Here is a 13,646-nt window from a genome sequence, read left to right as displayed (position 1 = left end):
GAGAGACCATGTTCACAAAAATACTGATCGCAAACCGGGGTGAAATCGCCTGCCGTGTAGCCGCTACTGCGCGCCGCATGGGCATCAAGACTGTCGCCGTGTATTCCGAAGCGGATGCCAACGCCAAGCACGTCGCCGTGTGCGACGAAGCTGTGCTGATCGGCCCTGCCGCTGCCAAGGAAAGCTATCTGCGCGCCGACAAGATCATCGAGGTGGCCAAAGCCACCGGTGCTCAGGCCATCCATCCCGGCTATGGTTTCCTCTCCGAGAACGCGGAATTCGCCGACGCCTGCGCGGAAGCAGGTCTGGTGTTCATTGGCCCGCCGGCTTCGGCCATGCGCGCCATGGGTTCCAAATCGGCCGCCAAGTCGCTGATGGAAAAGGCTAATGTGCCATTGGTGCCCGGCTACCACGGCGACCAGCAGGATGCCGATTTCCTGCACACGCAGGCTGACCGCATCGGTTATCCCGTGCTGCTGAAAGCTTCCGCTGGCGGCGGTGGCAAAGGCATGCGCGTAATCGAAAGCTCGGAGCAGTTCAAGGATGCGCTGGCCTCATGCAAGCGCGAAGCGATCAGCTCCTTCGGCGACGACAAGGTGCTGGCAGAGAAGTATCTGCAGCGCCCGCGCCATATCGAAATTCAGGTGTTTGCCGACACGCTCGGTAACTGCATCTACCTGTTCGAGCGCGATTGCTCGGTACAGCGCCGCCACCAGAAGGTGCTGGAAGAAGCGCCAGCGCCGAACATGCCGGCCGAACGTCGCGCCGCTATGGGCGAAGCCGCCGTGGCAGCTGCCAAGGCGGTCGGCTACGTGGGCGCCGGTACGGTGGAATTCATCGCCAATCAGGATGGCTCGTTCTACTTCATGGAAATGAACACCCGCCTGCAGGTGGAGCATCCGGTAACGGAAATGATCACCGGCACCGATCTGGTGGAATGGCAGTTGCGCGTGGCTGCTGGCGAAGCACTGCCGAAGAAGCAGGACGAGCTGACCATCCACGGTCACGCCATCGAAGCCCGTATCTACGCCGAGAATCCCGAAAAAGGCTTCCTGCCGTCGATCGGCACGCTGCGCCACATGCAGACGCCTGCTGCCGTCAGCTTCGAGCTCGGTGACACGGCGTTCGAGCCGGCCGCTGTGCGGGTCGATTCCGGCGTGCGTAGCGGCGATGCGATTTCGCCGTTCTACGATCCGATGATCGCCAAGCTGATCGTCTGGGGTGCCGACCGCAAGCAGGCGCTAGCCCGTATGGCGCAGGCGCTGGCGCAGTACCAGATCGTCGGTCTGGCCACCAACATCGCCTTCCTCAAACGTCTGGTGGAAGGGCAGGCTTTCTCCACCGCTGATCTGGATACGGGGCTGATCGAGCGTCACCACGCCAGCCTGTTCCCTGCTGCGGCAGCGGCGCCGGCCAGCGTGCTGGCACTGGCCGCCGTGGCGCTGATCGAAGCGGAGAAGGAAGTCTCGGCTGCCCAGTCGGGCGCCAATGCCGCCGATCCGTGGGGTCAGGCGCTGGGCTGGCGCATGAATCAGGCTTATCTGCGCAAGCTGTCGTTCAGCGACGAATTCAGCGCAGAGCAGCCCTACTGCGTGGGCGTGCGCTACCGCGCGCACGACTGGCTGTTTGGTGTGGGCGAGGCCGAGCCGCAAGTTCTGAGCCTGATGTCGCAGCAGGGCTGCGATTACAGCATCAAACTCGGTGATCTGGCCGTGCATGGCAGCGTGCGGCGCGATGGCGAGTTGCTGCATGTGTTCTGCAACGGCGCCCACTATCCTCTGCACTATCACGACCCGATGGCCCATGCGGGCGAAAGCGAAGCAGAAGGCGGCCGCCTGACGGCGCCTATGCCGGGCAAGGTGGTGGCGGTGATGGCCAGCGCCGGCCAGAGTGTGAAGAAGGGCGATGCGCTGGTCATCATGGAAGCGATGAAGATGGAGCACACCATCGCCGCGCCGCATGACGGCGTGGTGGAAGAAGTATTGTACGGTGTGGGTGATCAGGTAGCCGACGGCGCACCGCTGCTGGCATTCAAAACGGCTTAAGGAGTAGGTATGCGGATTCTTTTGCATCGCGCAGATGGCAACACGGGGCCATGGATAGAAGACTTTGCCCGCCATCTGCCGGAGGCACGGGTGGAAGTATGGAGCGAGGAACATAGTCAGGGGCCGTATGACTACGCCGTGGTGTGGTCGCCGCCGCAGGCCATGCTGGCGCAGCTGGCACAGGTCAAGGCGATTTTTCTCACCGGCGCCGGTGTCGATGCGCTGATGCGCTACAACGATGAAATCCCTGCCCACATACCTGTGATCCGGCTGGAAGATGCCGGTATGGCCGCGCAGATGGCCGAATACGTAAGCTACGCCGTGCTGCGCTACTTCCGCCGTCTGGATGAATACGAAGCGCAGTCGCGCGCCGGTGTCTGGCAACCGCTGGCCCAATATGAGCGTGCCGATTTCAGCGTCGGTGTGCTGGGCATGGGCGTACTCGGTAGCCGCGTGCTGGAAGCGCTGAAGACGTTCGGCTTCCCGCTACGCGGCTGGAGCCGCAGCCCGAAACAGGTGGATGGTGTGGAATGCTTCCACGGCATGGATGGTCTGGACGCCTTCCTGCGCGGTAGCCGTGTGCTGGTCTGCATGCTGCCGTTGACGCCGGAAACCAGCAACCTGCTGGACCGCAGCAATATGAGCAAGCTGCCTGCTGGCGCCTACCTGATCAACGTGGCGCGCGGTGCCCACGTGGCCGAACCGGATCTGCTCACGCTAATCAAATCCGGCCATATCAGTGCTGCCACGCTGGATGTGTTCCGCAACGAACCGCTGCCGCAGCAGCATCCGTTCTGGCAGGAGCCACGCATTACCATCACGCCGCATATCTCGGCGCTGACGCTGCGCAGCGTAAGCATTGCGCAGATGGCGGACAAGATACGCGCACTCGGTGCCGGCCAGAGCGTGGCCGGTGTGGTCGACCGTAGCAAGGGGTACTGATATGAGCTTGAACACTAGCCTGCCCAAGCAGGTCAAAATCGTCGAAGTAGGGCCGCGCGACGGCCTGCAGAACGAGAAGGAAAACGTACCGGCCGAAGTCAAGATCGAGCTGGTCAACCGCCTCACCAGCGCCGGCTTCCGCAATATCGAAGCGGCATCCTTCGTGTCGCCGAAATGGGTGCCGCAGATGGCCACCAGCGCCGAAGTCATGGCCGCTATCGAACGCCGCCCCGGCGTGATCTATTCCGCGCTGACGCCAAATATGCAGGGCTTCGAAGCAGCGCTGGCCGCCAAGGCTGACGAAGTGGTGATCTTCGGTTCCGCTTCGGAAGCGTTTTCGCAAAAGAATATCAACTGTTCGATCGCCGAATCCATCGCCCGCTTCGAAAGCGTGGCCAAGGCCGCCAAGGATCACGGTCTGCGTCTGCGTGGCAGTATCAGCTGCGCTTTCGGCTGCCCGTATCAGGGCGAGGTGCCGCTGTCCGCAGTGGCCGATGTGGTGGGGCGCATGCGCGATCTGGGCTGCGACGAAATCGACATCGCCGATACCATCGGCGTGGCCACACCGCGCAAAACGCAGGCCGTGATGGAAGAGGCGATCCGCGCCTTCCGTATCGATGGCCTGTCCGGCCACTTCCACGATACCTACGGTCAGGCGCTGGCGAATATCTATGCCAGTCTGGAAGTGGGCATCTCAATTTTCCACTCGTCCGTCACGGGCCTGGGCGGCTGCCCGTACGCCAAGGGCGCCACTGGCAATGTGGCCACGGAGGACGTGCTGTACATGATGCAGGGGCTGGGTATTGAAACGGGTATCGATCTCGACATCGTGGTCGATGCGGGCCAGTACATTGCCCAGTTCCTCGGCCGTAAAGGCAATAGCAGAGCGGGCAATGCGATTGCTGCCAAACGCGTGAGCTAAATTGGATAACTTGCGCGGCCATTGCGCCGCGCAAGGTTCAGATTCTGTCGCGGGAATAAAAAAAAGACTCAGGAGCCGAAACTCTTGAGTCTTTTTTCTTGAATCTTGGTCGGAGTACAAGGATTCGAACCTTGGACCCCCTGGTCCCAAACCAGGTGCGCTACCGGGCTGCGCCACACTCCGAAGAAGCAAGATAATACAAGCTACCGCGCCCCTCGTCAAGTGTCTCTATGAAAATCTGTATTGCTGGCATAGCCGCGCGAATCGGCTATGCAGCACCAGCACTGCCTGATCAGGCTTCGTCCTTGAGTTGCAGGGCGCGCTCATACAGCGCATTCTTTTTGCGCCCCGTAATCTGCGCGGCCAGATTGGCCGCCTGCTTGACCGGACATTCGGCCAGCAGAATCTTCAGGATGCGCTCGGCCTCGGCATCGTTTTCCTCATCCGCCGCAGGCGCGCCTTCCAGCAGCACGACGAACTCGCCTTTTTCGCGATGCCCGTCCGCCTTCAGCCACGCGGCAGCTTCGGACAGCGGGCAGCGGTGGATCTCTTCGAACATCTTGGTCAGCTCGCGCGCAAACACCACCTGCCGTTCCGGCTCGAACACGGCCGCCAGCGCGCTGGCGCAATCAAGGATGCGGTGCGGCGCTTCGTAGAACACCATGGTGGCCGTGACGGAACGCAGCGTGGTGAGGAAGTTCTCGCGCTGCTTGGCTTTGGCGGGCAGGAAGCCGACAAAATAGAACTGGTCATTCACCAGACCACTGGCCGACAGCGCCGTGACCGCCGCCGAAGCGCCGGGCAGGGGCAGCACGCGCAGACCGGCAGCACGCACGGCATCGACGATGCGCGCACCGGGATCGGACACGGCCGGCGTGCCGGCGTCGGACACCAGCGCGATCCGTTCACCGGCCTGCAGACGGGCGATCAGCGTCTCGGCCACTTCGCGCTCGTTGTGCTGGTGCGCCGCGATCAAGGGCTGGTGCAAACCGAAGCGCGTCATCAGCTGGGCCGTGTTACGCGTGTCTTCGCAGGCCACCGCATTGACCAGACTCAAAACATGTAGCGCGCGCAGGCTTATATCGGTCACATTGCCGATCGGCGTCGCCACCACGTACAGGGTTGCGCTAGGATAGGTCTGGTGTGCCATTTCGCCCAGCACGGGCAGGTTGGCAATGGAGCTGGTGGCTTGAGCAGTCATGGAGGTCGGATGAAAAGAATGAAGTGGTGGCAGTTCAGCATCGTCGCGGCGCTGGTGAGCGCCTGCAGCACGCCGTTCTGCAACGCGCCCGGTGGATTGTGCGCGCCCGGCCAGGCAAATACAAGTGCTGTGCCGGCGCCGGTGGCAGCTAGCCGTGTGCCTGCGGTCACCCCGGCGCCGCCGGCAACCACCGAAGCGCAGCCGGAAGTACAGGCCGCCGAGGTCTTCGCCGTCCAGTTGCCGCCACCGGCGCCTAGCACTGGCACCAATCCATCCTACATTTCGGCTCCGCCAGCCGGCAACGATGCGGCCGCGCGCGCGCGGGCCGACGCTGCTACCAGTGCCGACAACAGCGGCACCTCCGCTGCCAGTGCGAAGTCAGGCCCGCCCTTGCGCATCGCCCTGCTGCTACCGCTGCAGGCAGAAGCACTGGCGCAGGCCGCAGCCGCCGTGCGCGACGGCGTACAGGCAGCATGGCAACGCGAACCCGACAACATCACCCTCACGGCCATCGCCACCAGCGACGTGCCGCAGGACGTGTTGTACAGCTATGCCCACGCCGTGCAGCAATACGATGTGGTGATAGGCCCGCTGTCGCGCGCGGCAGTGGGCACGCTGGCTGAAAGCGTGCTGGTGACCAAACCCACCATCGCCCTCAATTATCCGGAAGGGCATAGCAGCGCCAGCCCGCTGCCACCGCTGATGCTGGCCATGGGCCTGTCGCTGGAAGACGAGGCGCGCCAGCTGGCGCGCCGCGCCCTGCAGGATGGAGTGAAGGCCAGCGCCAGCATAGTCAGCACCACCACGGCATGGCAGCGCCGCGTGGCCAGCGCGTTTGCCGACCAGTGGCAGGATGATGGCAAGGTAGCCAATATCGAGGAGCTGGGTACCCCCGACGGAGAAATCGGCCAAGCCGAAATCCTGCAATGGTATGCCCGCCTGCGGACCGAACGTCCGGGCCTGCTGTTCTCCGCCATGGGCGCCGAACAGACGCGTCATGTGCTGGCCGTACTGGCCGATGCCGACGCGGCACAAGCCGATCCCGTACTGCCACGGCTACGTCTGTATGGCACTTCGGCGCTGAATAATGGCAGCGCGCTGCCCGCCCTGAACGGGCTGCGCCTGCTCGATCTGCCATGGTCGCTGCAGCCCGACCATGCGGCCGTGATGAGTTATCCCCATCCCACCAGCACCATCGGGCCCGATCTGGAGCGGCTGTACGCGCTGGGCATCGATGCCTACCGCGTGGCGCGCGCCATCAGCCGCCAGCCGGACGGGGTGATCCGTCTGGACGGTGTCACGGGCCAGCTCAGGGTGGATTTCGGCCATGGTCCGGCGCGCTTCGAGCGGCATGAAGCAGCGGCCGAATTCCGCAACGGCCAGCCGCAGGTGCTGATTCCTTAGGCAGCGTATGGCCAGCACCCTGCAACAGCGGCTGGGCCAGCAAGGCGAAGACAGGGCGCTGGCCTACTTGCAGCAGCAGGGGCTGCGTCTGCTTGAGCGCAATTTCCGCTGCAAGGTGGGCGAGCTCGATCTGATCATGCAGCATGGCGCGGTGCTGGTATTTGTCGAAGTGCGCCAGCGCGCCAGTGCCCGCTATGGCGGGGCGGCCGCCAGCGTCACTCCGGCCAAGCAGCGCCGGCTGTTGCGCGCGGCCCAGTACTTTCTGCTACGCTATGCCGAACTGCCGCCATGCCGCTTCGATCTGCTCGCTATCGACGGGGAAAACTTGTCTTGGATGCAAAACGTGCTCGAAATGTAAGCATTTTTTTCAGCACTTGTCCGGCATTCTGAACGCCTGCACTATAATCAGCACACTATGAATAATCAACGCATCCTCTCGCACTTCCACGAAAGTGCCGAAATCAAAATCCAGTCTGCCACCGTGCTGGCGCCGCATATCGCTCAGGCGATCGAACTGATGTTCTCGGCGTTATCCAATGGCAATAAGATTCTCGTCTGCGGCAATGGCGGTTCTGCGGCCGATGCCCAGCATTTTGCTGCCGAACTGGTGGGCCGCTTCGAACGCGAGCGCTTCCCGCTGCCGGCACTGGCGCTGACCACCGATACGTCCATCCTGACGGCAGTGGCGAATGATTACAGCTACCGCGAGATCTTCTCGAAGCAGGTACAGGCATTCGGTCAGGCAGGCGACATCCTGCTGGCGCTGTCTACTTCGGGCAATTCGGCCAATGTGATGGCCGCCATCGAAGCTGCGCTGGAACGCGAAATGCGCGTGGTGGCGCTGACCGGCAAAGGCGGCGGCGCCATCGGCAAAATGCTGACCGATGCCGACGTACATATCTGCGTACCGGCCGACCGCACGGCACGTATCCAGGAAGTGCATCTGGTAACCATACACTGCATTTGCGACGGGATCGACGTCGCCCTATTCGGAGGAGATGTGAATGAGTAAGCCGTCCGCCATCTGGCAAACCGTGCGCCGGCCGCTGGCCATGAGCCTGCTGTGTGCCGGTCTGGTCAGCTCGCTGTCGGGCTGCGTCGCGCTGGTCGCGGGCGGTGCCATCTCCGGCACGCTGGCCGCCACCGATCGCCGCACTTTCGGTGCCCAGACGGAAGACCGCGCCATTGAAGTCAAAGGTGAAATCAAACTCAATAATGTGATCGGCTCGGCCGGCCACATCAACGTCAATGCCTTTAACCGCCGTGCGCTGCTGACGGGCGAAGTGCGCGATGAAGCCACCCGCGCGCAGGCCGAGCGTGAAATTGCCGGTATCGAAGGTGTGCTATCGGTGGTGAACGAACTGGAAATCGCCGGTAATTCGAGCTTCTCCTCGCGCTCGAACGACACCATGATTACCACCAAGGTCAAAGCCAGCCTGATCGACCGCAAGGATATTTCGGCCAACTCCTTCCAGGTGGTAACGGAGCGCGGCAATGTGTATCTGCAAGGCCGCGTGACCCAGCGCGAAGGCCAGATTGCTGCCGATATCGCGCGTGGCGTCAGCGGCGTGGCCAAAGTGGTCAAGGTGTTCGAGTACATCACCGAAGAAGAATGGAAATCGTTCCAGCCTCGTCCTGCTAACAACTCCTGATCATGTCCACCTCTCAAGCTTCCAAGGGCTGGCTCAAGCCCGTACTGGCCGCCGTCGTACTGGCGCTAGCCGGTGCTGGCACCTACGTCAGCCTGAACAAACGTCCGGCCGCGCCGCAGGTAGCCTTTGTCAGCATCAAAGGCGAAAAGATCGCGCCGGATAGCCTGAAGGGCAAGGTAGTGATGGTCAATTTCTGGGCCACCTCCTGTGCTACCTGCGTGGCTGAAATGCCGAAGATGGTCGAGACCTACAACAAGTTCAAGGATCAGGGCCTGGAATTCGTGGCCGTGGCCATGAGCTACGACCCGCCTAACTATGTGCTGAACTACGCGGAAACGCGCGCACTGCCATTCAAGGTGGCGCTCGATGCGGATGGCTCGGCGGCCCGCGCCTATGGCAACGTGGCCATGACTCCAACCACCTTCGTGATCGGCAAGGATGGCACCATCCTCAAGCGCTATCTGGGCGAACCGGATTTCGCCGCCCTGCACAAGCTGCTGGAAGAATCGCTGCACGGCTAAGCCCAGCCGGTGATCCTGTGTGCTCAGCCTGGGCCAATGCCAGCGAAGTAGTCAGTGCTCGCATGGCTGGCCTCAGGCTTATTTGGGATACAGTATCATCTGCGTGCAGCGGAACAGCGCCATGGTTTTGCCCGTCGCCTGATTCACCACGGTAGCATCCCACACCTGCGTGGTGCGGCCCAGATGTACTACTTTAGCCGTCGCCACCACCACGCCATCACGCGCCGTACCCAGATGGTTGGACTTGAGTTCTATGGTGGTGAAATTCTCAGCACCGGTCGGCAAATGCGCCACACAGGCATAACCGCAGACGGTATCGGCCAGCGTAACCACGCTGCCTGCATGCAGAAAACCATTGGGTGCCAAATGCTGCTGGGCTACCTGGAACTGGCCCACCACGACACCTTCGCTCACGCCGGTAATGCTAATGCCCAGATGACCGGGCAGCGTAGCCTGCCCCAGTTGATTGAAAAACTCAGGGGAAAATTTATTGGTATCCATCCGCTGCTTTCATAGTGGCCAGGCAGAGCCCGATAGCCACGATGATAGCAAGATGTAGCCTGGCCCGCCCGACAGGGGAAAATCCGCCCGGGCCTGCGCCCTAGAGTGGCGAGGCGACATAGCCTAGTCCATCTGTCTTGACGATGGTGGTCGCCGTAGTCAGGGTTATATTCAGCTGCACCCACGGAAAAATACTATCCAGCGTGACGGGCTGGCACGACACCGCATCCGCCACATCGCATAAACGTACACGCACAAACTGCACACACTGCGTATCATAGGGGTCGGCCGCGCAGGCCACGCGGTTGGCCGCCGGTGTAGCAGGCAGCAAAGCCATCGGTAGCAGGCTCAGGCTGCCGTCTGCGGCCCGGGAGATACTCAGGTAGTCTATGCGTACATGGGCATCACTAATCGGTGCTGCAAACGCCAGCACGCCGGGGTTACTACGGAACACCGCACTCTGGCGGATCTGCTGCAGCGCGGCGGCGTCGTTGAAGTCTGTTTTCGCGGCCGCCGCGGCAGCGCGCCGGCTCACTTCCTGTACGGTGTTAAACGCATACAAGCCCTGAGCAACCGCCATCAGACCAAATAGCAGCAGCAGCAACACGCTGAGCACGATGGCAAATTCCACGGCCAATATTCCGCGTTGATGGCGCCGCCGCTGTGTACGGAGCTGCATCTACTGCCCCACGTACAACATCGTTACATCTGCCTGCAATAGCAAGCCTTCATCGCCCAGAAATGCGGCACTAAACGGCGCAAACAATTCATCGGTCACTTGCATCTGCACCAAGACTTTTACCTTGTCCGGCAAGCTCAGTCCCGCGCAAACATTCGGTAGACAATCAACCGCCACCGCGACTGCGGCCGGCCCTGGATGCAAACCTGCAATCTCCCGCTGGGCAATGTTCTGCGCTAACAATACGGCCGGCACTTGCGCAGCCCCCTGCAACTGGGTTTTCATTTCGCGCCGCGACACTGTGGCCAGATAGCGCGCCGCGTCGTGGGCTGCCTTGCGCGCAGCACTGTAATACGTGAAATATCGGCCGAAATACACCATCCCCACTAAAAACAGCAAAAGCAGGGGCAGAATCAATACCATTTCCAGCGTAGCGATACCACGCTGAATTTGCCCGGCAGCAGGCCTGCTCATTGCAATATCTCCAGTGTCCCGCTCAAAGTCTGTTCAGCGGCTATGCCGGCAAATTCGGCATACAAATGGCTGCTATTGGCCGGCACTGTCATGAAGAATTTTCCTACCGCCAGCACACTTGCAGTGCTGATACCGGTAGCCGGTACCGGACAGCGCAGCAAAGCCACATTCAGTATTCGTCGGCCACGCTGGCCTGGCGCACCAGCGGAAGGGGCTGCAAAAAAATTGCCAGTAGTAGCCAGGTAGGGCGTTGCCGCAGCGCCGGAAGGATAGGCTGCAGTTTTCAGACTGGGTACACCGCCGCCACTATTGACGGGATATAGCAAGGTCCAGTTAGCCTGGGTGGCACTATAGGTCGCATAGCCACTGACGGGCTCGGCGTCGCCTGCCACATAGGCGCTAAACGGCACTGCCCGTGCATAGCTCCACAATGGACCATATTTGTCCGGCCCCGTATTGGGCGGCAGCGTAGCGGGATCAGCATACGTCCACAACGCTTCGCTGCTGCCCGAGGGCGTGACGGGATAGCTTACCGCCGCCTGCGCGCTAAGGGCCGGTACACTGACATTCATCCATGATGCCGCAGTATTGAAAAAGGTGCTGACGCTATACGCTTTGACGTTCGCGTCAGGTGGAGCGCTGGTGGAATTACAGGGCGCCGTATATTGCCCGAAACGGGAATTGAGCTGGGCATATAAAGCGGCGAGGGGAAACGGCCCCTGCACGGTTAATGCACCGCCAGTCACGCGGCCCATGGCCAGCGTGCCGCTGCAGACGAAGGGCTTAACCGCATCGAGCATAAAGTCGTCCGGCATACCGCTGGTACCGGGCGCGGCGACAGGATCGATCAGATAGTGCGCTCCCACACCGTCCGTATCGGCCGGATCGAGCTTCATCAGGTCATAGCTGACGCCGCGGCGGAAGCCATATTGCACCAGCTCCGTGCCCCGTGCCGCCGCGCTCTGCGGCGACATGGCACAAATACCCAATGGCAGCACGTTGATGGAAGCGGGGCCGGCCACGCTCGGCGCGCCCACCGGCACCAGTGCCAGCGTGGCCGAAAGCGCGCGCATGAAGACGGTGGGAAGCTGGGTCAGGGCCGTTTCAAGCTGAAAAGGATCGACTTTTACGTAAGCCAGTCCCTGAGGTGCGCTGGCGGCCGTTGATGCATCCAACCATGGCCCATGAGCGGTAGCGGCAAAGCTGAGTGCCGCCGCATTCCAGCTAGCCTGAGTGCGGCCGTACTGGTAACGCAACCCGTCAGAGCTGCTTAAGCGTTCACTGGCCGCCGTCAGCGCGGCGCTTACACCGCTCGCACTGCCATTGAGCTGACGCGCCGCTGCCAGCGCCAGCGCTTCGGTCAGACTCTGCACTTCGGCACGCCGGTTAAACAGTTGCCCCGCCTCCAGCGCCAGGCCAGCCATCCCCACCAGTACCATCAGCACGGCGACCAACAGCACGACCACCGCGCCGCGCTGATAGGCCTGCAGGCTGGAACCTGCTCCAGGTCCGATTGTGCGCATATCCCGCTCCCCTTGCCAGTACCGCGGCCGGTACCGGTCGCTGCTACCAAAGTTGCTATCAGGAGAGATTTTAGGCAGGCAAGACTTAGCGTTCTTGCGTAAGCGCAATGGCTAGCGTATCAGCCGCCCCGTCGAAGGGCGGCTTGGTGCTACATCTGTCAGAGCTAAATAGATAGGTTAGAAGGATTTGCATTTCCCATCGTAACCAATTGATATTATTAAAAAATTTCACTTCTCCTAACCTACCTATATAACGGATTTACCCCGTTCTACCCTGAAATTTCAGTGAAATTCTGGTTGGACACGCAATTTTGGTTAGAAGCCTTATGCAGGTTGGGTTACTTTAAATTTTTACCTCTGTCGTATCCATATATTTTCTCGTTACAGGGGCAGCGGTTATCTTATTTTTTCGGCTATCCGGAATATCGTGTGGAATTTCGGGGCGACGAGCTGCGCCGCAGCGACGGCCTTTTCAAGCTCAGCCGCTCGCGTCGCGTGCAACCCCCGCTGCAAGTGCATTGCGTAGCCATTTTTTCTCTGTACTTAGATTGCGGCTGCCAGCACTGGCCAAGCCTTGGCAATTGCTGCCACTAGCCCAGCTATGACAACTATTGAGCCGATGAACTAGTGCTTTCGTAAAAACTCATCGACCACTTTCACAGACCTACCGTTGGTCTCCCATCAGCTCGATTCCATTTTTACTCGTACGCCAACTGCCAACGTCGTGCACTCGCAACAATCCATATACTGCGTAATTTTCACTTTGCCAACCCGGCTATTTAGAGCATTGACCAGTGCCAAAAACACCAGTTATCGTAGGCTCAGCAAGCATTAATCTGACTTGCGGTGATGCTTCCATCCGTCGGCGAAATAGGTGCCGGCGGACCGTAGCATCATCAACCGCTAACCTTAGGATGCCGCTGACCATGCCAACCCAACCAGAAACCCCGAAGCCTGAAATACATCCAGATTTCCCTACCGGCCGCAGCCCGGGTGCCATCGGCGGCGCACAACCTAAGCTGCTTTTAAATAGGCGGGCTGACGGGATGTATGAAAGCCCGCAGCGTTCGCCAGAAGAACTTCTCCACCGGTATACGATTGCAGATGACATTGTTGGGCAACTGGTTAGCTATTTCCAGCGTAAGAAACGGGAATTTCCTGAATGGAGCGACGAGAAAAATTTAGAGCGAATCCGACTAGCATTAATAAAAAAGGCTGCCGAAGGGAAGTGGACTTTTACCGTCGAAGAGCAAGACTGGATAATGGCCCGGTTGCACGAGAGGTGTCATGAAACCCAGACCAACAATCCAATGGAGAGTCGCCAAGAATAATTCAATCAGCCACTCCTACGACATCAGCAATTCTCAAATCCAGACGGAGGCATCTCATCCCAGCCCTGAACGCGGGGAAACCCATCCGGCATTTCCGCTAGGAGGTCCTCTAGTTTGTACTGCGGGCGAATAGGTGCCTCGACTATCAACTGCTTGCCGAGGAGGTGTATCTCTACTTGAGAGCCTTCTCTAAGGCCATTTTGCTCAATAAAGGCTCGCGGTACAGTCATGACACGCGAGCCACCTGCTTTGCGTAGCGTTTTCAGCATACGAGCCTCCTATTAGTCACAAAATCTCATTTTAGTAAGAATATGTGTTTTACTGAAGTATGAATCGCCGCCACCCATTCTCATGCGGCTCGCCAACGCTCAGCGTTGGTGGCAGTCAGCACATAAAAGATAGCGAAGGGCTGCTAGCGCCCCATCGCAGACCACCCGCACAAAGTTTTTCA

15 protein-coding genes and 1 tRNA gene are annotated in these 13,646 nt (G+C 60.3%); 9 read left to right on the top strand and 7 right to left on the bottom strand.

Going from position 1 to position 13,646, the window contains the following annotated elements; all coding sequences use genetic code 11:
* Nucleotides 1-8 precede the first annotated feature (8 nt).
* From GM655_RS15910 to GM655_RS15900, 3 genes are read left to right on the top strand one after another with little or no spacing between them, the layout of a single operon-like run.
* Nucleotides 9-2,045 (top strand): acetyl/propionyl/methylcrotonyl-CoA carboxylase subunit alpha, encoded by a 2,037-nt coding sequence (locus GM655_RS15910; RefSeq protein WP_155435656.1) that lies wholly within the window; start codon nt 9-11, stop codon nt 2,043-2,045.
* 9 nt (nt 2,046-2,054) lie between these two features.
* Nucleotides 2,055-2,987: a 2-hydroxyacid dehydrogenase gene (locus GM655_RS15905; RefSeq protein ID WP_155435655.1), complete on the top strand. Its 933-nt coding sequence runs from the start codon at nt 2,055-2,057 to the stop codon at nt 2,985-2,987.
* A gap of 1 nt (nt 2,988) precedes the next feature.
* Nucleotides 2,989-3,909 carry a hydroxymethylglutaryl-CoA lyase gene (locus GM655_RS15900; RefSeq protein ID WP_155435654.1) on the top strand — a complete coding sequence of 307 codons (921 nt, stop codon included), beginning with the start codon at nt 2,989-2,991 and terminating at the stop codon, nt 3,907-3,909.
* 106 nt (nt 3,910-4,015) lie between these two features.
* On the opposite strand, the gene GM655_RS15895 is transcribed toward GM655_RS15900, so the two are convergent.
* Together GM655_RS15895 and rsmI are read right to left on the bottom strand one after the other, a co-directional pair.
* A tRNA-Pro gene (locus GM655_RS15895) sits at nt 4,016-4,092 on the bottom strand.
* Between the two features lie 109 nt (nt 4,093-4,201).
* A complete protein-coding gene (rsmI, locus tag GM655_RS15890) occupies nt 4,202-5,110 on the bottom strand; it encodes a 16S rRNA (cytidine(1402)-2'-O)-methyltransferase (protein ID WP_155435653.1) in 909 nt (302 codons plus the stop codon).
* Between the two features lie 9 nt (nt 5,111-5,119).
* Between rsmI and GM655_RS15885 the strand changes: the two genes are divergently transcribed.
* Genes GM655_RS15885 through GM655_RS15865 form a run of 5 tightly spaced genes read left to right on the top strand, consistent with a single transcriptional unit; the run spans nt 5,120 to nt 8,687 of the window.
* Nucleotides 5,120-6,514: a penicillin-binding protein activator gene (locus GM655_RS15885; protein WP_155435652.1), complete on the top strand. Its 1,395-nt coding sequence runs from the start codon at nt 5,120-5,122 to the stop codon at nt 6,512-6,514.
* 7 nt (nt 6,515-6,521) lie between these two features.
* Nucleotides 6,522-6,872, top strand: a complete 351-nt coding sequence (locus GM655_RS15880; RefSeq protein ID WP_155435651.1) for a YraN family protein — start codon at nt 6,522-6,524, stop codon at nt 6,870-6,872.
* Nucleotides 6,873-6,929: 57 nt separating this feature from the next.
* Nucleotides 6,930-7,526 carry a phosphoheptose isomerase gene (locus GM655_RS15875; protein ID WP_155435650.1) on the top strand — a complete coding sequence of 199 codons (597 nt, stop codon included), beginning with the start codon at nt 6,930-6,932 and terminating at the stop codon, nt 7,524-7,526.
* On the top strand, nt 7,519-8,166 hold the full coding sequence (locus tag GM655_RS15870; protein WP_155435649.1) for a BON domain-containing protein: 648 nt from the start codon (nt 7,519-7,521) through the stop codon (nt 8,164-8,166). The genes GM655_RS15875 and GM655_RS15870 overlap by 8 nt, the downstream gene beginning before the upstream one ends.
* A 2-nt stretch (nt 8,167-8,168) precedes the next feature.
* Nucleotides 8,169-8,687, top strand: a complete 519-nt coding sequence (locus GM655_RS15865) for a TlpA disulfide reductase family protein (protein ID WP_155435648.1) — start codon at nt 8,169-8,171, stop codon at nt 8,685-8,687.
* 78 nt (nt 8,688-8,765) lie between these two features.
* On the opposite strand, the gene GM655_RS15860 is transcribed toward GM655_RS15865, so the two are convergent.
* The 4 genes from GM655_RS15860 to GM655_RS15845 form a co-directional block, all read right to left on the bottom strand.
* Nucleotides 8,766-9,188, bottom strand: coding sequence for a PaaI family thioesterase (locus GM655_RS15860; protein WP_155435647.1), 423 nt, complete (start codon nt 9,186-9,188; stop codon nt 8,766-8,768).
* 100 nt (nt 9,189-9,288) lie between these two features.
* On the bottom strand, nt 9,289-9,819 hold the full coding sequence (locus GM655_RS15855) for a TadE/TadG family type IV pilus assembly protein (RefSeq protein WP_196308784.1): 531 nt from the start codon (nt 9,817-9,819) through the stop codon (nt 9,289-9,291).
* 48 nt (nt 9,820-9,867) lie between these two features.
* Nucleotides 9,868-10,341 (bottom strand): TadE/TadG family type IV pilus assembly protein, encoded by a 474-nt coding sequence (locus GM655_RS15850; RefSeq protein WP_155435645.1) that lies wholly within the window; start codon nt 10,339-10,341, stop codon nt 9,868-9,870.
* Entirely contained in the window at nt 10,338-11,864 is a 1,527-nt protein-coding gene (locus tag GM655_RS15845; protein ID WP_155435644.1) for a pilus assembly protein TadG-related protein, read from the bottom strand. The genes GM655_RS15850 and GM655_RS15845 overlap by 4 nt, the downstream gene beginning before the upstream one ends.
* 926 nt (nt 11,865-12,790) lie before the next feature.
* Here GM655_RS15845 and GM655_RS15840 point away from each other — a divergent pair.
* On the top strand, nt 12,791-13,195 hold the full coding sequence (locus GM655_RS15840; protein ID WP_155435643.1) for a hypothetical protein: 405 nt from the start codon (nt 12,791-12,793) through the stop codon (nt 13,193-13,195).
* Between the two features lie 23 nt (nt 13,196-13,218).
* Here GM655_RS15840 and GM655_RS15835 read toward each other — a convergent pair whose 3' ends face one another.
* Nucleotides 13,219-13,464 carry an AbrB/MazE/SpoVT family DNA-binding domain-containing protein gene (locus GM655_RS15835; RefSeq protein WP_155435642.1) on the bottom strand — a complete coding sequence of 82 codons (246 nt, stop codon included), beginning with the start codon at nt 13,462-13,464 and terminating at the stop codon, nt 13,219-13,221.
* Nucleotides 13,465-13,646 lie beyond the last annotated feature (182 nt).

Origin of the sequence: Pseudoduganella danionis, from assembly GCF_009720775.1 — a bacterium.
Classification (GTDB): Bacteria; Pseudomonadota; Gammaproteobacteria; order Burkholderiales; family Burkholderiaceae_D; genus Rugamonas; species Rugamonas danionis.
This window is presented reverse-complemented; position numbering and strand designations above follow the sequence as displayed.

Excerpts from the sequence above, each read along its gene's own strand:
- GM655_RS15910 (WP_155435656.1), top strand. The coding sequence starts at position 9 with ATGTTCACAAAAATACTGATCGCAAACCGGGGTGAAATCGCCTGCCGT.
- GM655_RS15905 (WP_155435655.1), top strand. The coding sequence starts at position 2,055 with ATGCGGATTCTTTTGCATCGCGCAGATGGCAACACGGGGCCATGGATA.
- GM655_RS15900 (WP_155435654.1), top strand. The coding sequence starts at position 2,989 with ATGAGCTTGAACACTAGCCTGCCCAAGCAGGTCAAAATCGTCGAAGTA.
- rsmI (WP_155435653.1), bottom strand. The coding sequence starts at position 5,110 with ATGACTGCTCAAGCCACCAGCTCCATTGCCAACCTGCCCGTGCTGGGC.
- GM655_RS15885 (WP_155435652.1), top strand. The coding sequence starts at position 5,120 with ATGAAAAGAATGAAGTGGTGGCAGTTCAGCATCGTCGCGGCGCTGGTG.
- GM655_RS15880 (WP_155435651.1), top strand. The coding sequence starts at position 6,522 with ATGGCCAGCACCCTGCAACAGCGGCTGGGCCAGCAAGGCGAAGACAGG.
- GM655_RS15875 (WP_155435650.1), top strand. The coding sequence starts at position 6,930 with ATGAATAATCAACGCATCCTCTCGCACTTCCACGAAAGTGCCGAAATC.
- GM655_RS15870 (WP_155435649.1), top strand. The coding sequence starts at position 7,519 with ATGAGTAAGCCGTCCGCCATCTGGCAAACCGTGCGCCGGCCGCTGGCC.
- GM655_RS15865 (WP_155435648.1), top strand. The coding sequence starts at position 8,169 with ATGTCCACCTCTCAAGCTTCCAAGGGCTGGCTCAAGCCCGTACTGGCC.
- GM655_RS15860 (WP_155435647.1), bottom strand. The coding sequence starts at position 9,188 with ATGGATACCAATAAATTTTCCCCTGAGTTTTTCAATCAACTGGGGCAG.
- GM655_RS15850 (WP_155435645.1), bottom strand. The coding sequence starts at position 10,341 with ATGAGCAGGCCTGCTGCCGGGCAAATTCAGCGTGGTATCGCTACGCTG.
- GM655_RS15845 (WP_155435644.1), bottom strand. The coding sequence starts at position 11,864 with ATGCGCACAATCGGACCTGGAGCAGGTTCCAGCCTGCAGGCCTATCAG.
- GM655_RS15840 (WP_155435643.1), top strand. The coding sequence starts at position 12,791 with ATGCCAACCCAACCAGAAACCCCGAAGCCTGAAATACATCCAGATTTC.
- GM655_RS15835 (WP_155435642.1), bottom strand. The coding sequence starts at position 13,464 with ATGCTGAAAACGCTACGCAAAGCAGGTGGCTCGCGTGTCATGACTGTA.